Raw genomic sequence first — 18902 nt, forward strand, 5'->3', positions numbered from 1 at the left:
GGATCGGCGTAGACCGCAACACTCGCGATACCGGCATCCCGACAGGCACGGGCAACGCGGACCGCGATTTCGCCACGATTGGCGATGAGCACCTTTTGCATGCTCTCTCTTCCCTCTGTCAGAAGAACCGTCCGTCCAGGACGGTCAGTGGCTACCCCAGGGCCCGCTTGAGGAAATCCAGTACGACATTCGCGTATGCCTCGGGATCGGTCTCCAAGCCGAGCAGATGCTCGGCGTTCGGCAGGACATGCGTCTCGGCCTGGGCATAACGCTCGGCGAGCGCGTCCACTGAGGAAGGCGGCACGATGGCGTCCCGCTCCCCCGACATGAACAGCAGCGGTATCTCGGCGAACTTCCCCGTCGCGGGCGGCGGCCACTGCGCGCGGACCAGGGCAGGCGCCAGCGAGCACAGCACCCCCTTGACCACCGACAGCGACGGCTCCCCGCTCAGCAGCGCCGGCACCGGCAACATCCCGGCCTCCAGGTACTTGCGCAGCAGCGGCGGTACGTCATGACCGGGGCCGCTGTCGCACACCAGCGCGTCCACGGCGAACCCCTCGTGCGTCAGCGCCCACATGGACGAGAAGCAGGAGAAGGAGAAGCCGAACACGGCCAACCGGGCCTGGCCGTAGCCCTGGTTGCCACGCAGCTGGGAGACGACGGCGGTGACGTCGCTGGCGAACCGGTCGCCGAGGCCGAGCAGCGCCCGGTCGACGCTGCTTGCCCCGTGGTTGCGGTGGTCGAACAGACAGACCGTATAGCCCGCGTCGTGCAGGAACTTGGCGTGGCCGAGGCTGCGCGTCTTGCTCATCCCCATGCTGTGCCCGAGGACCACCACCTTCTGCTCGGATCCGGGGCACAGCCAGGCGTGGACGTACTTCCGGGCGGCGAAGGGGATCTTCAGCTCCGTGGCGGACAGGCCGTAGTCCCGCGGATGCCCGTCGTCCTGTGCCCGGCGCGGATGGAAGGCCCGGTACGCCAGCGAGGCCCCGTACAGCGGGGCCAACGGCAGCGCAGCGGCCGACAGGACGCGGGACTTCAGCGCGGGATACCGTACCGACTTCTGCCGTGGCTCGGGCATCTGCGTCCTCCGTGCAGGGATGGGGGGTCCGTCGGGAGTCAGAGGGGTCTCGTCTCGGTCGTCTCGGTCGTCTCGGTCGTCTCGGGTGGATGAGCGGGGTGAGCGGTGCGGGTCGTTCGTCCGGTCATGTGTGCGGGTCATTGGTGCGGGTCGTGTGTGCGGTCAGCCGCAGCCCCCGGCATGGCCCTGGTCGCCCGCTCGGGCTGCGGAAAAGTCCGGCCCGCCAGACACACCAGGCTCTACGGGCTCGGGGCGGGCGCGGGCGCGGGCGCGTACGGACTCGACGAAGGCGGGCAGCCGGTCCACCCCCCAGAACTTGTCGTAGCCGTGGAGGAAGAACGGGACGCCGAACGCCCCGTCCCGGCCCAGGGCGAGCAGCGCCGCGAGGCCCGGACCCTCGCGCAGCTCCCGGTCCTCGGCCGCCCCCGCCAGCCGCTCGGCCGGCAGCCCCAGCTCCGTGGCGATGTCCTCGACCGTCGCCGGATCGCAGATGTCGCGCCCCTCCTGCCAGCGGGCCCGGTAGACGCGCTCGATGTACCGGGGGCCGTGCCCGGCCTCCAGCGCCAGGAAGTACGCGAGGTGCGGCACCTCCCACACCGGGTCCTCGTCCAGCGGCCAGCTGATGTCGAGTCCGCGGGCGCGGGCGAGCCGCCGTACGTCTTGCAGAACGTAGAGGTGCTTCTCGCGGGTCATCGGGGTGTACGGGAATGTCTCGCCGTGCTCTTTCATGAGGCGTTCGCCGTCCGCGTCCGGCTCCCACCACGGATGCCATTCGACCGTCTGTGCGACATCCGGATAGCGGTCCATCAGGTCGCGGTAGGCGATCCAGCTGTACGGACTGCGAAAGTTGAAATAGAAGCGTGGCACCTTGCCGCGCCTGCCGGCCATCGCTGATCCCCCCTTTCTGTTCCGTACGGCTCAGATGACGATGCCGCCGTCGACCTCGAAGACCGCGCCGGTCACATACTCCGCCCCGATGAGATACGCGACCATGTCAGCGACCTCTTCCGGGCGGCCGAAGCGGCCGAGCGGGATCTTCTTACGCGCCTCCTTCTGCGTACTTTCCGACAGCGAGGAGGTCATATCCGTATCGATGAAGCCCGGCGCCACCACATTGGCCCGGATGCCGTAGCGGCCGACCTCTTTGGCCAGCGACTTGGTGAATCCGATGATCCCTGCCTTGGACGCCGCGTAATTGCTCTGGGTGGCGTTGCCGTACACCCCGGCCACCGAGGAGATGTTGACGATGCAGCCGGATTTGCGCTTCATCATCTCGAAGACCACCGACCGGCACACGTGATACGTGCCGTCCAGGTTCACGCCCAGCACCTGCCGCCACTCCTCGTCCTTCATCAGCAGCAGCGGATTGTCCTGGGTGATGCCCGCCGAGGTCACCGCGACGTCGATGGCGCCCAACTGCTCCTCCGCGAAGGCGACCAGTTCGCGCACCGAGTCGGCGTCGGAGACGTCCGCCTGTTTGCCGATCACCCGCCCGCCGCCCAGCTCCTCGGCCTCCTTCTCCAGGCTGCGGGCGGCGTCCGGGCTGGACTGGTAGCAGAACGCGACGTCGAAGCCGTCCCGGGCCAGCCGCAGCACCGTGGCGCGGCCGATGCCGCGCGAACCGCCGGAGACCAGCGCGACGCGCTCCGTCATGGCCGTCGTGTTGTCGGGCATCCGGTCACTCACCTCCCGTCGGGACCGCGTCCGTCAGGGCCTCGGCGGGGCGCATGGTCATCACCAGTCGGCCGACCGTCAGGGCGGTCTCGTCCCCGATCCGGCTCTCGCCCTCGAACATGAAGGTCTCGCCGACCTGGCGGGACAGCCGTACGCGGTGCTCGACGAGGTCACCGGGGACGGCCGGGCGCAGCGGTGTGGCGTCGGTGATGCCGCCCAGCAGCATGACCTGACCGCTGAGCACATCGGGGTTCGGCTGGTCGTGGGCGACCAGCACCCCGGCGACATGGCACCAGGACTCGATCAGGGCCGTCCACGGGTAGTGGTAGTCCTCCTCGGCGGCCTTGTCCCGCACCCCTTCGTACCAGGGCTCGTTGCAGGTCACCGCCTTGATGCCGGTCGCACGACCGCCGGGCACCAGCTCGGTGACCCGGTCGATCAGCAGCATGGGGTAGCGGTGCGGCAGCACCCGCTTGATCTCGCTGGTCGCGATCACCGTACGGTGCTCCGGCTGGTGCTCCGGCTGGTGCTCCGGGACCGCGGGCGCCGCTTCGGCGGTGCGCTCGGCCACGGCGGCTTCCCGCTGCCCGCCGCCGTCGCGGGCGTAGCGCAGCCGTACGAGCGCGACGGGCCCCCGCCCGGTGGACACGGCCACCCGGCAGCGCCACTCCCCGGCCGCCCGCGGCCCGGACTCCCGCGGCCCTGATCCCCGCGACCAGGTGATATCGCAGCTCAGCAGGTCGCCGGGGAAGACCGGGCTGGTGAACCGGGACGATTCGACGGCCGCCAGGGTCCAGTGCTCGCCGGGCTCGGGGAGCGTGGCCAGGGCGCCGCGGTGGGCGTACTCGACCACGCAGACGCCAGGGAAGACGGGGAAGCCCGGGAAGTGTCCGGCGAACACCCGCTCGGTCGCGTCGATGAGGACCCTGGTCCGGGCCGGGCGGCCGCCCGGGGCCCCGGGGTCGACGACCTCGATGGTGCCGTCGACCGGTCCGCACGCGGTTGTCGTCGTCACCTCACTTCTCCAGTTTCGAGGCCAGCAGGTCATAGACGTTGCTGAGACAGGTGATCTCCTTCATCTCCTGCTCCTGGAGCTTCACCGAGTACTTCTTCTCCAGGACGACCATGACCTCCAGGGCCATGAGGGAGTCGACGCCCAGCTCCTCCACGAAGTCGGCGTCGTCGGTGACCTCCTCCTCCTCGACGTCGAGGACGTCGGCGACGAAGGCGCGCAGCTCCTCCAGGTCCAGGGCGGCGGCGGTGTCTGCCATGAGTGTTCTCCTCGCGGTTCTCAGGGCTTGCTCGGGCTTGCGCGGGCTCGGTCGTGCGGTCCTGCGGTCGTACGTGCTCAGTCGGGCGTGCTCAGTCGGGCGTGCTCAGTCGGGCGTGCTCAGTCGGAAGGGGCGGTCAGCTTGGCGAGCGCGGCGGACGAGTCGACCGGGACGGTCGCCGCGTCCTTGGCGATCCGGCGGATCATCCCGGTCAGCTGGCGGCCGGGGCCGAGCTCCACGAAGCGGGTGCAGCCGAGCTCACCGGCGAGCGTGCGGACGCATTCCTCCCAGCGCACCGGGCTGGTGAGCTGACGCAGCTCCAGGTCCCGCCACCGACCGCCGCCGGTGTACGCGCGGGCATCCACGTTGGCGACGACGGGCATGTGCTCGGCGGCGAACTCCACGGCCGCCAGCGCCGCCTCCAGCTCGGCCGCCGCATCCGCCATGCGCGGGCTGTGGAAGGCGCCGCCGACCTTGAGCGGGATCACCTTGCCGCCGCTCTCGACGGCCGACTCGCCGAGCCGCGCCACGCCGTCGGCGGTGCCCGAGACGACGATGGCGCCGGGCGCGTTGACGTTGGCGACCCACAGCTCCTCGCCCGCCTCCTGGGCCCGCGCGGCCAGCGCCTCCACGGTCGACGCGTCCAGGCGGACCACCGCGGCCATGGTGCCCGGCGACCGCTCGGCGCAGACGCGCATGGCACGGCCGCGGGCGGCCACCAGGCGCGCGGCGTCGGCGAGCGACAGCGCCCCCGCCGCGTACAGCGCGGTGTACTCGCCCAGGCTGTGCCCCGCACACGCGACCACCTCGCCCAGCACACCGGCCGCTGCCGCCTCGCGGTGGGCGAGCACTTCGGTGGTGAACACGGCGATCTGGGCCAGGTCGGTGCGGCGCAGCGTCTCGTCGTCCGCCTTCAGCAGCAGGTCCTCGACGTCCACTCCGGTGTGCTCGGAGATCCCGGCGACCAGCGGCCAGGACTCGGCCTCCCGCCACACCTCGCCCATGCCCTGCTTCTGAGCGCCCTGGCCCGGGAAGACAAGGGCGGTGCGCATATCGTCGCTTGTGCTCGCTCTGTTCTCTGTGCTCGCTCTGTCTCTGTCTCTGTCGTCGTGTCTCATCTCAACCAGCTCCTCACGGTGGTCCCGCGCGTGTTACGTGGTCGCTTGCGGCCGGGTCCTGAGCAGGGCCGCGCCGACCACGCCGTCCCGGTCCACCGAGGTGACCAGGGCCAGGCTGCCGGGGGCGGTGTCCGACCGCTCGGCGAGCGCCAGCACGGCGGTGATCTGGAAGGCGGCCGAGGCGGCGTAGGTGTCCCCGATGGAGTCGACGGCCGATATCCGCAGCGGCTCGTGGCCGTCCAGCACCTCCGCGAGGGCGGCGCGCTCCGCCTCCCCCTCCGCGCCCGGCGCCTGCGAATCGGCGACCGCCCAGATCCCGCCGGGCTCCACGCCCGTACGGTCGAGCAGCCGCCGTACCACGTCGGCGAGCACCGTACGGGCCCGCCCGGCGCCGCCCTCGGGGTCGCCGGCGAAGCCGAACTCGAGGCCCGCCACCTCGACCAGGCCGACGCGCCCGTGTTCGCGCGCGGCCGCGCTCGGCTCCAGCAGCCACACCGCCGCGCCCTCGCCGAGCACGGCCGCGGTGTCGCCGTCGGCGCGGGAGTGCCACTCCAGCCAGGCGCGGGCGGAGGAGAACTCCTCGACGGCCCCGCACAGCACGGCGGTGGCCCGCCCGGCGCGCTGCAGCCGCAGCGCGTACTGGAGGGTGAGCAGCCCGGTGGCGCGGCCGCCCGCGATGGTGGTGTTGGGGCCCTTGAACCCGTGCCAGATGGCGGTCTGCCCGGCCGCGCAGTTCATGACCGTGTTGGGGAACCGGGCCGGGTCCACGAAGAAGGGGCGCTCGCCGACCAGGGAGTCGCGGGTGAAGTCCATGATGGACTGGGCGCTTCCGGTGCTGGTGCCCAGCGCCACGCCGGTGTCCTCGCCCACACCGGGGAGGCGTTCGGGCCGCTCGTCGGTGAGCAGTTGGCCGATGGCGGTCACGGCCAGGCCGGTGGCCCGGTCCATGGAGCGGGTGCCCTTGCGGCCCAGGATCTGCTTGATGTGGAAGTCGGGCACGAGGCAGGCCTCGTGAAAGGGCACCGACCACTCCTCGGGGTCCAGTGGCTTACCGGCCCTGCGGCCGGAGTGCAGCCCGGTGGCGAAGTCCGCCCCGTGCAGGCCGAGCGGAGATATGGCGGCCCAGGCGGAGATGACCGGGCCGCTGGCGGCGGTGGCGAAGACCATGGATCCGTGCACTCCTTCGGGAGAGGGCTGGGGCAGTGTGCGGGTGGGCGGCGCGCCGACGGCCCGGGTCGTCACTCTCGGGCCCGGTCACAGGAACCACACCTGTTCGTACGAGGGCCAGCGGGCGGCCAGTCCTCCTCCTTCGACGACCCGTACGCCGGGCAGCAGCCGGTCCGCGGCGGTCCGGCCGAGCGCGGTGAGGTCGGGCTCCTCGACCAGTACGACCACCCCCGCGGCGAGGATGTCCCGCACCGTGGCGCGCGGGTCGGGGAGGGTGTCGAGGGTGCGGCCGCCGATGCGTACCGTCGGTTCGTAGTCGGTGGTCATGGCGTAGCTGGCGGCGAGTCCGCGCAGCGCGAGATCGGTGCCGCCGCTCTGCCGGTGCAACTCGGTGATCAGGGACAGTACGTCGGCGAACTGCCGCTCGACCGCGCCCCGATAGGCCCGTTCGATCATCACCAGCCAGCGCGCCGTCGTCTCGGGCATGGTCAGTGCACCCCCAGGGACAGGCATTTGCCGGCCACGGCCACGTGCTCGGCGTACTTGAACATGGGCCGCCTGCGCACCTGCGGGATCTGGTCGGCCGTGCCCCGCTCCTCGGCGCAGAAGGCGCAGACGTACCAGTAGAGGCGGTCCGGGTGGTCGGTCAGCAGCTCGCACACGATCCGGGTGGCGGAGGGGTACTCCCGCTCCCAGTCGCCGTAGTTGCGCGGCTTGGTCTCGCCGAGGCCCGTCCAGGTCAGCCGGGTGGCGTCACCGCAGGCCCACACCTGGACCCGGGCGCCCTTGCCGAGCAGCGCGGTCGTCAGCCGCAGGGCCGAGCTGACGAGTTCGGTCTGGTGCGGGGCGCCGAGGAGTTGCAGCAGTACGTCGGTGGGGGGCGGCGACCAGGCCATCAGTGCCACACCGCCCGTAGACGGGGCTCCAGCAGCCGGTCCGCCACCTCGTCCATGTCCGCGAGGCGGGATCCGGGCAGCAGATCCTCGGCGGGGAGGGCGCGCTGGGCGGCCGAGAAGGCGTCCACCCACAGCTCGCCACCGTCCCGCAGAAAGGTCGCGACGCGGGGCGAGGCGCCGGGCACTGCGGCGGTCACCCCGTTCTCGACGAGGAACAGCACCACCCGGTGGCCGTCCTGGAGCAGCCGTACGGCGTCGCCGACGAACCGCTCGCAGGCGGGCCCGGACTCCGCCCCGCCGCTCTCGACGAGCAGGTGGTCGAGCGGATGGTCGAGCGGATGGTCGGTCATGGTCGCCCACCCCCCATGGCCCCCTCGGACGTGTCGAACGCGTCGGCCAGAAAGCCGAGGACCCGCTTCTCGTACTCCGCCGCGTCGAACCGCAGCCCCCGCATATGCGGGGCCCCGGCCGCCGTCCAGTACTCGGCGCCCGGGTAGTGGCGGGCGGTTTGCGCGACGGCGGCGGGACAGACGAAGGTGTCGTCGGCGCTGGCGATGAACATCAGCCGGGTGTCGTACCCGGACAGGTCCGGCGGCCAGTCGGTCAGGCGCAGCATCCGCATCGCGAAGAACGCGAAGGCGCGCTCGTGGGCGGCGAGCGTGAACGGCCCGCGCAGCCAGGGCGGCAGGGTCCGCCCGCGCAGCGCCGCGAAGTGGCGCAGCCCGGCCGGGACGTCGTACGCCGGGCCGCTGTCCGCGATCACGGCGGCCACCGGCACCCGGGAGCGGCGCACCACCTGGAGCGCGGGCCAGGTCGAGAAGGAGAACCCGTACAGGGCGATGGCGCCGCCGCGCAGCCGGGGGTCGGCGGCGGTGGCGAGGAGTACGTCCCGCAGATCGCTGGTGTAGCGCTCGGCCATCCGGCCCAGCGCCCGGTCCGCGCCGCTGTCCCCGTGGTTGCGCATGTCGTACGCGATGACATGGTGGCCGGCCCGGTGGAGCAGTTCGATATGGCCGAGCGCCATGGACTTGGTGCGGCCCATGCCGTGGCACACGATCACGGTGTGCGGCCCGGCGCCCGGCACCACCCAGGCGCGCAGCGGGACGCCGTCGAAGGAGGCCACCACGGTCTTGTGGAGCAGCGGCAGCCCCTTGTCGGCCGGGGTGCGGGCGCGGCCGGCGGGCAGCGGGGGGTGATAGAGCTGATACGCGTGCTTGGCCGCGCCGACGATGCCCAGCAGCGGCGCCGCGGGGGCGCGCAGGGCTCCGCCCGGCCGCCGCGGCGGTGCGCCGCCGGTGTCTGCACTGGTCATCGTCGGTCCTCGGCGTACGAGTTGATTCAGGACAGGTCAGGTCAGGTCGGTCAGGTCGGTCAGGTCGGTCAGGTCGGTCAGGTCGGTCAGGTCGGTCAGGTCAGGATTTCGCCGCCGTCGACCCCGATCACATTGCCGGTGATCCAGGAGGAGTCGGTGCGGGAGAGCAGGGAGATGGCTTCGGCGACGTCCTCGGGCCGGGTCAGCCTGTGGTGCGGATTGAGCCCGCGCGCGTACTCGGCGAGCCGGTCGCTGTCGGGGATGCGCTCCATGGACGGGGTCACGGTCACCCCGGCGCGCAGCGCGTTGACGGCGATGCCGGAGGGGGCCAGCTCCATGGCGAGCTGGCGGACATGCGACTCCAGCGCGGACTTGGCCGCGGACACGGCGCCGTAGCTGGGCATGACGCGGGCGCCGCCCGCGCTGGTCATCGCGTACACCTTCGCGCCCTCGCGCAGCAGGCCCGCGGTGAACAGGTCCTGCGTCCAGTAGACGAGGGAGTGGGCCATCACATCGAGCGTCATGTTCATCTGGCGGGAGGTCACGCCCGCTTCGCCCTCGGGGGCGACGAAGGGCAGCAGGGTGCCGAAGGCGAGGGAGTGCACCAGGATCCTGACGCCGGACTCGCCGGTCAGCTCGGCGAACTGCGGCAGCAGCTCCTCCCGGGTTCTGGCGGAGGCCGCGTTGGCGTTGAAGAAATGCGCCTGGACGCCGTGGGCGCACAGCTCCTCGCGCGCGACGGCGGCCTTGTCCTGCCCCTCCGCGGTGTCGAAGTGGACGCCCAGGATGTTGACGCCCTCGCGCGCCAGTTCCTGGGCGGTGGCCAGGCCCATGCCGCTGGACGCGCCCAGGATCAGGCACCAGGAGCCCTTGAGTGATGTGATCATCAGCCGCTCACCCTCCGCCATCTTCCGCTTGTGCTTCGGCTTGCGTTTCGGCTTGCGTTTCGGCTTGTGTTTCGGCCTGTGCGCCAACTCCCGTATCGGGGCCGCCGGGAGTGACGAGGCATACGGCGGCGTTCCCCTCCGCCGCCGCGGTGAGCACCAGTCGCGCCGGGCCCGACCCGTCCGCCAGGGCGGCGGCGACCCGCGCCACCGGCTCCAGACAGCCGGCGCCCGCGGACACGCGCTCCGCCCGCTCCCCCAGCGCCGCCGCGAAGGCCGCGCCCACCGGGGAGTCGTCGAGTACGGCCGTGGTGGGCAGCGGGCCGTCAGCGACATGGCCCAGCGCTTCGAGCGCGCCGTCGATCAGCGCCCGGGCGCGCTCCGCGCCGTGCGCGCCGGCGGCCACGGCGGGCGGCAGGAAGAACGAGCGGACCGCCACCCGGCCGTACGCCCGCCCGCCGCGCGCCGCGACGGCGGCGGCCGGCTCCAGCACCAGGGCGACCGCCCCGGCCTCGGAGGTGTCCGCCCCCGGCTCGTCCTCGGCCAGCACCTGTTCGGTGGCCCCGGCCAGCAGCCAGCCGGCCCGGCCGGCGGCGAGGGCGCGCTGACCGGTCTCGATGGCTTCGAGACCGGCGACTCGGGGGCTGACGAAGGTGATGTTGAAGCCCTTGAGTTCATGCTCCGTCGCCAGGCGGCTGCCGAAGAGGTTGATGGAGAAGTACGGGGCGAGGACCGGGCTCAGCTCGGCGGCGCCGGTCTCCATGACCGTACGGTCCATCGCGTCGTGCAGCGAGGCGGCCGCGCTGTTGGTGCCGACGGCGGCGGCGCGGCGCTCGGCGGCGACCGCCTCCAGGGGGTCGCCGCCCTGCCCGATGTCGGCCAGGGCCCGTTTGGCGGCGGCGAGGAAGTACTGGGAGGCGGTGGGCAGGTACTTGTAGCCGCGGCGGCCGAGCGCGGTCTTGAAGTCGAACCCCTCGGGGCGCACCGTCCCGACGCCCGACACGATCAGTTCAGCGGTCATGAGGACGCCTCCTGGAGTACGAGCGAGACGTTGTTGCCACCAAAGGCGTAGGCGTTGACCAGGCCGTAGGGCGCGGTCATGGGGGTGGGCTCGGCGGGCAGCGGCACCTCGCACTCGGGGTCGAGCGCGCCCACGGGCACGTTCGGCGGGAGCGTCTTGTGGTGCAGTACGAGTACGGCGGCCAGCGCGGCGAAGGCGCCCGCCGCGCCGCCGGTGTGGCCGAGCAGCGCCTTGACGCTGTAGAGCGGGGTGAGCGGGGCCGCCTCGCCGAGCACGGCGGACAGCGCCCGGGCCTCCACGACGTCGTTGAGTTCGGTGCCGGTGCCGTGCGGCACGACGAACCCGAGCGGGCCGGGGCCCGCTGCCCCGGAAGCCGTATCGAGGGCCGGGTCGAGGGCCGGGTCCGCCTCCCGCAGGGCCTCGCGCATCGCGCGCTCGATCTGCGCGCCGCCGGGCTCGGGCGCGGTCGCGTGGTACGCGTCGCAGCTCCAGCCGGTGCCCGCCAGGCGTGCGTAGACCGTCTTCGCGCCCCGGGCGCGTGCGTGCGCCGCCGACTCCAGGACCAGTACGGCGGCGCCCTCGCCGAAGATCGTCCCGCGCCGGTCGGCGGCGAACGGACGGCACCGCTCGGGGTCGATCGCGCCCAGCCGGTTGAAGCAGGCCAGCGCGGTGCGGGAGTACGCCTCGGTGCCGCCGGCAAGGACCACGTCCGCCTCGCCCGAGCGGATCAGATCGGCGGCGACGGACAGGGCGTAGCCGCTGGCGGCGCAGGCGTTGCTGAGGCTGGTGTTGGCGCCCTGCGCGCCGAGCCAGGCCCCGACCGCCGAGGCGACCGGGAAGACGGGCGCCCAGCGGTCGTGCTTGGCGGGCTCGCCGGCGCGCCGCCGCTCGTGCAGATCGGAGTCGCCCATGCCGCTGCTGATCGCGACGGCCACCCGGCGCGGATCCACCCCGGCCAGCCCGGTCAGCCCCGCGCTCTCGACCGCCTCGCGCGCCGCCTCGATGGCGAACTGGGAGGCGCGCCCCAGCGGCAGCCCGTCCAACTCCTCGGGCCCGACCGGCAGATCGGCCTCCGGCACCAGATACATATGCGGATGGTCCATATGCGCGAGCGGATCGGGCACCCGCGTCGGCGCGCTGCGCGCGGTGTGCATGCCCCGCCACAGGGCGCCTGTGCCCGAGCCCACACAGCTCAGCGCGCCCAGGCCGGTGACCAGTACGTCGGGGGTGTCGGCGGCCATCAGCTGCCGCCGGGCTTTCCGGGCGCCGCGAGCTTTCCGCCGAGCGCGCTCAGCACCCGCTGGTCGAAGGGGACCAGATGCCAGTCGCGGCGGTTCTCGATCACCGCGTAGCCGTGCACGATCCGGCCGGTCGCGGTGAGCGTGAGCCTGCCGTCGCGGATGACGTAGCAGTCCATGCGGGAGGTGTAGGTGAAGTCCTTGAAGATCTCCTCCACGGTGTAGACCGTGTACAGGTCTTCCTCCATCAGCGCCTCGTCGACGACGCGGATCACGGAGTGCGGCACGACGGGGATCCACTTGCGGTCGTCCAGCAGGGTCTTGATGGATATGCCGCGGTCGAGGACGAAGCGGTCCTTGGCCTCCTCCATGAGCCGCAGATAGCCGGACATCTGAAGGCGCTCGGTGAAGTGGCAGTAGGGATAGGTGATGTTCCACTTCCAGGCGTAGGCGTTACGGCCCTCGGTCAGGGCCGCAAGCACCGCCGCCTCGTCCCCGCCGCCCGCCGGCACCGCGTCCGCCGCCACACAGGCCCCGGCCGCCTCCGTCGCGCCCTCGTGCCCACCGAGCCGGCCGACGGTGAAAGGGGCGAGCTCCTCAGGCGCCTCGACAGGCGGGTCCAGATAGGTGTCCGTACGCAGCGAGACACGCACCTTGGAGGTGACGGCCTTGAGCGTCGAATCGTCGCGGTCGACCCGGATGGTCACCCGGAAGCCGAGGGTGCCGTCGTCGGCCGAGGTGTCCGGCACCACCTCCGCCTCCGCCTCGTCATCCATGTGGAACGCGTGCAGGATGCGGCTGTCCAGACCGACGATGTCCAGGCCGAGGCCGTACTCCTCGTACAGCAGCCGGGCCGGCACCCCGCAGTGCGCGAAGTGGATCAGCACGGCCTCTTCCACGAGGTAGTTGACGTGCTTGAAGCCGATCCAGGTGCAGATGTTGGAGCCCTCGTAGCGGGGGCGCAGCCGCACGGTGGTGGTATCGGCGAGCAGGGCCTTGGTCAGTGTCGGCGCGACCGCAGCTGTCATCAGGTGTACTCCATCGGGAACAGAAAGGGCTTCGCCCGGCCGGGGGTGCCGGGCGGCAACAGTGCGGAGGAAGCCGTTGACCGCCTCCGAAAACTCGTCGGCGCGCTCGATCATCGGGAAGTGGCCGACGTCGGTGAGCACGCGCACATCGGCGTCAGGCAGCGCCGTTGCCAGCCCCATGGCCTCGGCGGCCGGAGCGGCCTTGTCCCGTTCCCCGCTGACGATGAGGAACGGGGTCCGCAGGCGCTCCACCGGCAGCCGAGGGGTCGCCAGATACGTCTCGAAGAAGCGCATCCAGCCGTACGGGCCGACGTGGTCGCGGACCTTCAGCGCCATGTGGCGCCGTACGTCGGGAGACAGCCGGTCACCGGCGCTGACCCGCAGGCCGTCCTCGAGGATCTGGTCGAAGTTGTTGACGTAGAACGACAGCGTGGCCCAGTCGAAGTCGTGCTTGCGCGCCCGGTAGAAAGGGGAGACGAGAATGACCCCGGAGACCTCGGCAGGCGTGTGGTCCTCGGCGGGCGCGCGGTCCTCGGCGGACGTCTCGGCCAGCCAGGAGAGCAGCGCGGAGGCTCCGAAGGAGTGGCCGGCGATCACATCGGGCCCGCCTGGCACCCGGGCCACGGCCTCCGCCACCCAGTGGGTGACCGGGCGGTCCGGCCAGCCGGGCCGCGAGAAGCCGCTCCAGGGAAGATCGGCGGCCCACACCTCCCAGGCCGGGTCGACGAGTCCGCTGAAGCCGTCCCATACGGCGGCGCCACCGGCCAGCCCGTGCAACAACAGCATCCTCCCTCTTAGCGGCTTCGCCTCCGGGCGCTCGGGTCCTCCGCGCCTTGGCTCAGCCGCTGCGGGAGCGACGGCGTCGGGGGCGGCCGGGCGGACCAGGCGTACCTCGACGAATCTCCCCGGGACGTATGCGGTGTTCACGCGGCGGCTCCGCCCGGCCGGCGGGGGGCGGCGGCGAGCCGGCCGGGAGGGCTGAGCAGCAGTGCGGCCACGGCGTCCGTGGTGTCGTCGCCGCTGGTGATCAGCGCGTCCCCGGCGTCGGCCCGGCCCTCGGCCGTGCCGAGCCAGCCGACCGCGGCGGCGCACTGCAGCACGCCCAGCGCGCCGGAGGCGCGGCCGAAGGCGGCGGTGAGGTCGTGTCGCGGGACGCCGTCGGGGACGGGGGCGGCAGTGGCGCCCGCGTCGCGGGGCGTGCCGTAGCCCTCGGGGGTGAACCAGACCCCGGGCGCGGCGTCCTCGGGCAGCAACGCCCGCACGGACGCGCCGAGTTCGGTCCGGCGGGCGTAGCGGCCCAGGACGGCCACGGGCTCGACGCCCCGTTCGCGCGCCCAGGCGGCGCCCTCGACGACGAGGGCGCCCGCCCCGTCGAGCAGCAGGTCGTCGGCGGAGTCCCTGGAAGCACTGCTCAACAGCCCCTCCACCACCGCGTTGTGCGTCTCGACGCCGATCACCAGCGCGCGGCGCACCCGCCCGGCGGCCACCATCGTGGCGGCCCAGTGGACGGCGTCCAGGCCGGAGGTGGCGCCGTTGCACAGCATCAGGTTGGGGCCGCGCAGGCCGAAGCGGATGGCCGCCCAGGAGGCGACCACGTTGCTGGAGGCGTTCGGCAGGCCCATGGGGCTGAGGCCGGCGACCGAGTCCTCGGCGATGGCGGCGGCCGTGAGGCACGCGGTGTCCAGGTTGCCCAGGTTGGAGCTCGCGACGACGCCCACCGTCCCGCCCGGCACGGTCAGCTCCTCGCTGTCTCCGGGGATCAGGGCGGCGTCCCGCAGCGCGTCTTGCGCCGCGCACAGGGCCAGTTGGGTCGCGCGGTCCTTGTAGCGGTGGCCGCGGCGGCCGATACGGGCGCCCGTATCGAAGGGCTCGTACGGCCGGTCCACACCAGACTCACCAGCGGCGCGCAGCAGTTCCCGGGGAGTGTCGGCGCCGGGCAGGGCCAGCCCGACACCGGTGACAACAATTTTTGGGGAAACTAAAGGGGCCTTGAAATTCTGAGGGGCCTTGAGTGTCATGACCCAGCCCTCCCGCCCGCACTCGCACCCACCCGCTCCACGATGGCCACCGCGTTGACGCCGCCGAACCCGAAGGCGTCTATCTGCGCGACGTTGAGCTCGGCGCCCTCGATCCGCTCCCGTACGAAGCGGAAGTCCGCCGCCTCCGCGACCGGGTCGGTCAGGCCGAGGGTCGGCGGCACCTGGCCCGTGGAGAGCGACTTGAGCGCGACGATCAGGCTCAGCAGCCCCGAGCTGCCGGAGGTGTGGCCGGTCATGGACTTGATGGCGGTCATCAGGGGCGACCCCACGTCGTGGCCGAAGACCTCGGCGATGGCCGTCGCCTCCGCCTCGTCGTTGAGCAGGGTGCCGGTACCGTGCAGCAGGACCAGGTCGATGTCGCACGGTTTGACGCCTGCCCGCCACTGCGCCTCGTGCACCGCCTCGGCGATCCCCCTGGGGTCGGGGGCGGTGACATGACGCGCGTCACAGTTCATGCTGACGGCGCGCAACCGCCCCAAAAGCACACCGGCGGCCGCTCCCTCCCGCGTCTGCTCGCTCTGCGGCTCGTCCCGCCGCAGCACCACCGCCGCCGCGCCGTCGCCCATCAGCACCCCGCGGCGCGCCCGGTCGAAGGGCTGGACGCGCTCGGGCGGCTCGGCGTGGACCCGGTCCAGGAGCCCGAACATGCTCTCGGTGAGGGTGTCGACCCCGGCCACGACCACGGTGTCCTCGGCGCCGGTGGCCAGCAGATCGGCGGCCAGGGCGAGCGCGTACAGGGAGGCCGAGCAGGCGCCCGAGAAGGTGTAGCTGCGCTCCGCGCCGAAGCGGGCGCGCAGCGCGGGGCCGAAGTGCAGCCGGTCGGGGTCGAAGGGGGTGCCGTCGCGCCACGCCAGCTCGGCGGAGCGCAGCTCCCGCAGGCCGGTGCCGACCAGGACCGGCACCCGGCTCAGATCGTCGCCGAGGCCGGCCTGGGCGGCGGCCTCGGCAACGGCGCGCAGCAGCCACGCGGTGGCGCGGCCGGGTATGTCGCCGCCCGTGGCGGGGCGGTCGTCGATCTCGTACGCGTGGCGCGCCCGGTATCTGTCCGGGTCGAAGCCGCGCAGTTCACATCGTCCGCTGGTGCCCGCGCACAGCGCCGCGAAGACCTCGTCGACGCCTTCGCCCACGCTCGCCACGGCGCCCGCGCCGGTCACCAGCTGACTCATGACCAGTCCGTGTCGCGCTTGCCGAAGATCACGACGGCGTTGTTGCCGCCGAAGGCCAGGCCGTTGTTCTGCACGATCTTCACATCGGCGTCGATGGCCCGGTTGGGCACGACGTCGAGCGCGCACTCGGGGTCGGTCTCCGCGTGGTTGATGGTCGGCGGGATGAAGCCCTCGGTGAGGGCGAGGGAGCAGGCGATGGCGGCCAGCGCGCTGGCGGCCCCCATGGTGTGGCCGATCATCGACTTGACGGATACGGTGCGGGGCGGGTCGTCCTCCCCGAAGACCTGGCGGATGGCGCGCGCCTCGGTGACATCGTTGGCCTTGGTTCCGGTGCCGTGCGCGGAGATGAAGTCGACTTCCTCCGGCTTGACTTCGGCATTCTCCAGGGCGATCCGCATACAGCGGGCCACGCTGTCCTGGTGGGGTGCGACGGGGTGGTGCGCATCGCAGTTGAGGCCGTATCCAAGGACTTCCGCGTAGATATGGGCCCTTCGGGCGAGCGCCGATTCCAGGCTCTCCAGCAGCAATATGCCCGCGCCCTCGCCGGTGAGGATTCCCTTGCGGTCCTTGTCGAATGGCTGACAGCGCTCGGGGGCGATGGTGCCAAGCCGGTAGAAGCCGGTGAACGTCTTGCGGCAGAGGGCGTCGGCACCGCCGCACAGCGCGAAGTCCACGTCTCCGCCACGTATGGCGTCGAAGCCGTAGCCGATCGCGTAGTTCCCCGCCGCGCAGGCGGTGGGGAGGGTGACGGCCTCCACCCGGGTGAGGCCGAACTCCTGGGCTATCGCGGCGGAGAGCCGCCCGGCGGGCACCCGGCGGGCGACGACGGCATCCATCTGCTCGGGCCCCTGGTCGACCTCCACCTCGACCAGGTGATCCAGGTCCCTGGACTCGCCGTCGGTGGTGCCGACGGAGATCAGTGTCGGGACGTCCCGCAGATCGTGCTCGGTCAGTCCGGCGTCGGCCACCGCCATGCGGGCGGCCGATACGGAGAACTGGCTGGCCCGGCCGAGGGTCCGGACATCGAGGTGCCGGATCCACTCGCCGGGGTCGAAGTCGGTGATCTCGCACGCCGTGGCGTGGTCGAACCCCTCGGTGTCGAAAGCGGTGATCGGCTTCGCGGCGCTCTTCCCGGACCGCAGTCCGGCAAGGAACTCGGCGGTGCCGACACCGATGCCGGACACCGTTCCGAGACCCGTTATCACGACCCTGCGGGCCGGCTCACCCTGCATATCGCCCTGCCTTCGCTTGAGTCCGCCACGGTGTCCGTTACCAGCCGGCCGCTTCGGAGACGACCTCGTAGACACCCTCGAGGTTGGTCATGCGGCTGAGCTGCGCCTGCGGGATGACGACGTTGAACTCCTTTTCCAGGGCCGCCAGAATCTCTATGGCCCGCAGCGAATCCGCGTCGTGTTCTTCCTTGAAGAGGCTGGTCTCGGTGACCTCATCCGGATCTATCTCAAGGATATCCGTGACGATTTCCTTGATTGTTTCCTGGCGCTCTTCGACGATGGCGGCCATTACCGCGCACCTCCATTTTTGGGCATGGGCAAAGCGAGGAACGTGCCCATGACGCTAAGCGCCGGTTCCAGATCGCGACAACCCCGGAGTCCACTAGCTGTCATACCCCTCGCCCGAGGTGACCGATTGGTAACCTCGGCTGTCATAAACCTGCCGCCCATAGGCCGTTCACAGGTGTTGTACGCAGTAAAGCTGCAGCAAGTTGCCAGCAAAAGGGGTACGGACAGGACCGTATCGCCCGCAAAGCCGCGCGGGTGGCCCGCCCGAGGCGCCACCAGGCGGCTTCGGGCAGTTCGAGGCAGCTTCAGGCCACGCCGGACGGCCGCGGCGCGCGCGGCCGCGGCGTATCTCTAGGGGGACTACTAAAGACCCTGGAACCCATGAGATCGAGCCATATCGCCCTACGGGGGGCGGACTGTTGCGCGAGTCAGTCGGGTCACTCGGGGTATGGCTCCATGAGCCCCGCGCGCACCGCCCGCACTCCGGCCTGGAAACGCGACTCGACCTTCAGGTCCCGCATGATGTCGGCCACATAGCGCCGGTACGTACGCACCGAAAGCCCGAGCTTCCGGGCCGCCGCGTCGTCCTTGTAGCCCTCCGCCATCAGAGTCAGCACCTCGCGCAGCACCCTGCCCCGCGCCCCGCCCTCGAAGGACAGCGGCCGGGTCGGGCGCTGGGCCGCGTCCCACATCCCGCAGAGCAGCCCGTACAGCATGTCGGCCACGGTCGAGTTCTGGATCATCGAGGCCCGGGACCCGCCCGGCTCCCCCGGCGCCGCGTCGGGGGCGATGACCGCGGCGCCGTCCACCACGACCAGCTCCTGGCGTACGGCGCTTGACACCCGCACCTCCACGCGGGGCCCCAGCTCACCCACGGTCCGCTGCCAGCGCGCGCCCCGGATGACCGCCTGCGGACACAGCAGCCTGACCCGGACGCCCTTGTCCAGAAGCTGCGCGAACGTCTGGGCGGTCAGCTTGGCGTGCTCGTCGGAGGCGACCTCCGGCAGCGACCAGATCACGTCCTCTTCGGCCCGCAGCACCAGCCGGGCCACCCATCCGGCCACGGCCTCGCCCTCCACGGGCAGGTCGGCCGTCACACAGGCGAGGGTGGCACGCCGGTGGTGGCGCACCGCGGACTCGAGCAGGTGCAGGGCCTGCCCGAGGGTCTGCTCGAGGTGGTCGGCCCCTGTTTCCGGCTCCGCCCGAATCGCCCCCCTCACGCCCACTTCCCCCTCAATTCCAGCAATGGACGTACCGTCGTCTTGTTGAATTCGAAATTGGCTCAAAGGACACCCCCCGGTTCCTTTTTTGGCACAGTAACGAGGGTGCGCACCCGATCGCAAGGCATACCCAGCGGGGTATACGAGCCCTATCATCGGCGGGAATATACCGGTTCTCAGGCTTCACTCAGGCCGAGATAAGCCTTGTCCTTGTGCCCAAGAGGCTGCGGCCCCCGGTCCCCATTGATAACTTCGCTTCAAGCCAGC

General features: G+C 71.7%; 21 protein-coding genes. All 21 read right to left on the reverse strand.

Annotation, left to right across the window (positions count from 1 at the left end; translation table 11 throughout):
* Nucleotides 1–101 (reverse strand): biotin carboxylase N-terminal domain-containing protein (locus ACWDSL_RS04220; RefSeq protein WP_344316556.1); only part of this gene is annotated, 101 nt, incomplete at its 3' end.
* A gap of 50 nt (nucleotides 102–151) precedes the next feature.
* Nucleotides 152–1081 (reverse strand): alpha/beta hydrolase, encoded by a 930-nt coding sequence (locus tag ACWDSL_RS04225; protein WP_450481538.1) that lies wholly within the window; start codon nucleotides 1079–1081, stop codon nucleotides 152–154.
* 162 nt (nucleotides 1082–1243) lie between these two features.
* Complete coding sequence (locus ACWDSL_RS04230; RefSeq protein WP_450481540.1) at nucleotides 1244–1969, reverse strand: DsbA family protein; 726 nt, start codon at nucleotides 1967–1969, stop codon at nucleotides 1244–1246.
* A 30-nt stretch (nucleotides 1970–1999) separates the two neighbouring features.
* On the reverse strand, nucleotides 2000–2755 hold the full coding sequence (gene fabG, locus ACWDSL_RS04235) for a 3-oxoacyl-[acyl-carrier-protein] reductase (RefSeq protein ID WP_450481542.1): 756 nt from the start codon (nucleotides 2753–2755) through the stop codon (nucleotides 2000–2002).
* A gap of 4 nt (nucleotides 2756–2759) precedes the next feature.
* Nucleotides 2760–3770, reverse strand: coding sequence for a 3-hydroxyacyl-ACP dehydratase FabZ family protein (locus ACWDSL_RS04240; protein WP_450481544.1), 1011 nt, complete (start codon nucleotides 3768–3770; stop codon nucleotides 2760–2762).
* A gap of 1 nt (nucleotide 3771) precedes the next feature.
* Nucleotides 3772–4026, reverse strand: coding sequence for an acyl carrier protein (locus ACWDSL_RS04245; RefSeq protein ID WP_385621255.1), 255 nt, complete (start codon nucleotides 4024–4026; stop codon nucleotides 3772–3774).
* A gap of 119 nt (nucleotides 4027–4145) precedes the next feature.
* Nucleotides 4146–5078 carry an ACP S-malonyltransferase gene (locus tag ACWDSL_RS04250; RefSeq protein WP_450481547.1) on the reverse strand — a complete coding sequence of 311 codons (933 nt, stop codon included), beginning with the start codon at nucleotides 5076–5078 and terminating at the stop codon, nucleotides 4146–4148.
* A 99-nt stretch (nucleotides 5079–5177) separates the two neighbouring features.
* The gene (locus ACWDSL_RS04255; RefSeq protein WP_450481548.1) at nucleotides 5178–6311 is read right to left on the reverse strand and encodes a beta-ketoacyl synthase N-terminal-like domain-containing protein; all 1134 of its coding nucleotides are present in this window, start codon (nucleotides 6309–6311) and stop codon (nucleotides 5178–5180) included.
* Nucleotides 6312–6398: 87 nt separating this feature from the next.
* On the reverse strand, nucleotides 6399–6797 hold the full coding sequence (locus ACWDSL_RS04260; protein ID WP_450481550.1) for a hypothetical protein: 399 nt from the start codon (nucleotides 6795–6797) through the stop codon (nucleotides 6399–6401).
* 2 nt (nucleotides 6798–6799) lie between these two features.
* Entirely contained in the window at nucleotides 6800–7207 is a 408-nt protein-coding gene (locus ACWDSL_RS04265) for a hypothetical protein (RefSeq protein ID WP_450481552.1), read from the reverse strand.
* Nucleotides 7207–7557 carry a hypothetical protein gene (locus ACWDSL_RS04270; protein ID WP_450481554.1) on the reverse strand — a complete coding sequence of 117 codons (351 nt, stop codon included), beginning with the start codon at nucleotides 7555–7557 and terminating at the stop codon, nucleotides 7207–7209. The genes ACWDSL_RS04265 and ACWDSL_RS04270 overlap by 1 nt, the downstream gene beginning before the upstream one ends.
* Entirely contained in the window at nucleotides 7554–8519 is a 966-nt protein-coding gene (locus ACWDSL_RS04275) for an alpha/beta hydrolase (protein ID WP_450481556.1), read from the reverse strand. The genes ACWDSL_RS04270 and ACWDSL_RS04275 overlap by 4 nt, the downstream gene beginning before the upstream one ends.
* 95 nt (nucleotides 8520–8614) lie before the next feature.
* Complete coding sequence (locus tag ACWDSL_RS04280) at nucleotides 8615–9406, reverse strand: SDR family oxidoreductase (RefSeq protein ID WP_450481558.1); 792 nt, start codon at nucleotides 9404–9406, stop codon at nucleotides 8615–8617.
* Nucleotides 9407–9413: 7 nt separating this feature from the next.
* The gene (locus ACWDSL_RS04285; protein ID WP_450481560.1) at nucleotides 9414–10424 is read right to left on the reverse strand and encodes a beta-ketoacyl synthase N-terminal-like domain-containing protein; all 1011 of its coding nucleotides are present in this window, start codon (nucleotides 10422–10424) and stop codon (nucleotides 9414–9416) included.
* A complete protein-coding gene (locus tag ACWDSL_RS04290; protein WP_450481562.1) occupies nucleotides 10421–11665 on the reverse strand; it encodes a beta-ketoacyl-[acyl-carrier-protein] synthase family protein in 1245 nt (414 codons plus the stop codon). The genes ACWDSL_RS04285 and ACWDSL_RS04290 overlap by 4 nt, the downstream gene beginning before the upstream one ends.
* Nucleotides 11665–13476 carry an alpha/beta fold hydrolase gene (locus tag ACWDSL_RS04295; protein WP_450481564.1) on the reverse strand — a complete coding sequence of 604 codons (1812 nt, stop codon included), beginning with the start codon at nucleotides 13474–13476 and terminating at the stop codon, nucleotides 11665–11667. The genes ACWDSL_RS04290 and ACWDSL_RS04295 overlap by 1 nt, the downstream gene beginning before the upstream one ends.
* A 137-nt stretch (nucleotides 13477–13613) precedes the next feature.
* Nucleotides 13614–14708, reverse strand: coding sequence for a beta-ketoacyl synthase N-terminal-like domain-containing protein (locus ACWDSL_RS04300; protein WP_450481565.1), 1095 nt, complete (start codon nucleotides 14706–14708; stop codon nucleotides 13614–13616).
* Entirely contained in the window at nucleotides 14705–15895 is a 1191-nt protein-coding gene (locus tag ACWDSL_RS04305; RefSeq protein ID WP_450481567.1) for a beta-ketoacyl synthase N-terminal-like domain-containing protein, read from the reverse strand. The genes ACWDSL_RS04300 and ACWDSL_RS04305 overlap by 4 nt, the downstream gene beginning before the upstream one ends.
* Nucleotides 15892–17127: a beta-ketoacyl-[acyl-carrier-protein] synthase family protein gene (locus ACWDSL_RS04310; RefSeq protein WP_450481569.1), complete on the reverse strand. Its 1236-nt coding sequence runs from the start codon at nucleotides 17125–17127 to the stop codon at nucleotides 15892–15894. The genes ACWDSL_RS04305 and ACWDSL_RS04310 overlap by 4 nt, the downstream gene beginning before the upstream one ends.
* 37 nt (nucleotides 17128–17164) lie before the next feature.
* Nucleotides 17165–17416 carry an acyl carrier protein gene (locus tag ACWDSL_RS04315; protein WP_014179312.1) on the reverse strand — a complete coding sequence of 84 codons (252 nt, stop codon included), beginning with the start codon at nucleotides 17414–17416 and terminating at the stop codon, nucleotides 17165–17167.
* A gap of 436 nt (nucleotides 17417–17852) precedes the next feature.
* A complete protein-coding gene (locus ACWDSL_RS04320) occupies nucleotides 17853–18635 on the reverse strand; it encodes a LuxR C-terminal-related transcriptional regulator (protein ID WP_450481572.1) in 783 nt (260 codons plus the stop codon).
* Nucleotides 18636–18902: the final 267 nt, after the last annotated feature.

The sequence above is a fragment of the Streptomyces sp. NPDC000941 genome (assembly GCF_053599555.1).

What these genes read in the sequence shown, in the direction of transcription:
- ACWDSL_RS04225 (WP_450481538.1), bottom strand. Translation starts at nt 1,081, where the DNA reads ATGCCCGAGCCACGGCAGAAGTCGGTACGGTATCCCGCGCTGAAGTCC.
- ACWDSL_RS04230 (WP_450481540.1), bottom strand. Translation starts at nt 1,969, where the DNA reads ATGGCCGGCAGGCGCGGCAAGGTGCCACGCTTCTATTTCAACTTTCGC.
- fabG (WP_450481542.1), bottom strand. Translation starts at nt 2,755, where the DNA reads ATGCCCGACAACACGACGGCCATGACGGAGCGCGTCGCGCTGGTCTCC.
- ACWDSL_RS04245 (WP_385621255.1), bottom strand. Translation starts at nt 4,026, where the DNA reads ATGGCAGACACCGCCGCCGCCCTGGACCTGGAGGAGCTGCGCGCCTTC.
- ACWDSL_RS04250 (WP_450481547.1), bottom strand. Translation starts at nt 5,078, where the DNA reads ATGCGCACCGCCCTTGTCTTCCCGGGCCAGGGCGCTCAGAAGCAGGGC.
- ACWDSL_RS04255 (WP_450481548.1), bottom strand. Translation starts at nt 6,311, where the DNA reads ATGGTCTTCGCCACCGCCGCCAGCGGCCCGGTCATCTCCGCCTGGGCC.
- ACWDSL_RS04260 (WP_450481550.1), bottom strand. Translation starts at nt 6,797, where the DNA reads ATGCCCGAGACGACGGCGCGCTGGCTGGTGATGATCGAACGGGCCTAT.
- ACWDSL_RS04265 (WP_450481552.1), bottom strand. Translation starts at nt 7,207, where the DNA reads ATGGCCTGGTCGCCGCCCCCCACCGACGTACTGCTGCAACTCCTCGGC.
- ACWDSL_RS04270 (WP_450481554.1), bottom strand. Translation starts at nt 7,557, where the DNA reads ATGACCGACCATCCGCTCGACCATCCGCTCGACCACCTGCTCGTCGAG.
- ACWDSL_RS04275 (WP_450481556.1), bottom strand. Translation starts at nt 8,519, where the DNA reads ATGACCAGTGCAGACACCGGCGGCGCACCGCCGCGGCGGCCGGGCGGA.
- ACWDSL_RS04280 (WP_450481558.1), bottom strand. Translation starts at nt 9,406, where the DNA reads ATGATCACATCACTCAAGGGCTCCTGGTGCCTGATCCTGGGCGCGTCC.
- ACWDSL_RS04285 (WP_450481560.1), bottom strand. Translation starts at nt 10,424, where the DNA reads ATGACCGCTGAACTGATCGTGTCGGGCGTCGGGACGGTGCGCCCCGAG.
- ACWDSL_RS04290 (WP_450481562.1), bottom strand. Translation starts at nt 11,665, where the DNA reads ATGGCCGCCGACACCCCCGACGTACTGGTCACCGGCCTGGGCGCGCTG.
- ACWDSL_RS04295 (WP_450481564.1), bottom strand. Translation starts at nt 13,476, where the DNA reads ATGCTGTTGTTGCACGGGCTGGCCGGTGGCGCCGCCGTATGGGACGGC.
- ACWDSL_RS04300 (WP_450481565.1), bottom strand. Translation starts at nt 14,708, where the DNA reads ATGACACTCAAGGCCCCTCAGAATTTCAAGGCCCCTTTAGTTTCCCCA.
- ACWDSL_RS04305 (WP_450481567.1), bottom strand. Translation starts at nt 15,895, where the DNA reads ATGAGTCAGCTGGTGACCGGCGCGGGCGCCGTGGCGAGCGTGGGCGAA.
- ACWDSL_RS04310 (WP_450481569.1), bottom strand. Translation starts at nt 17,127, where the DNA reads ATGCAGGGTGAGCCGGCCCGCAGGGTCGTGATAACGGGTCTCGGAACG.
- ACWDSL_RS04315 (WP_014179312.1), bottom strand. Translation starts at nt 17,416, where the DNA reads ATGGCCGCCATCGTCGAAGAGCGCCAGGAAACAATCAAGGAAATCGTC.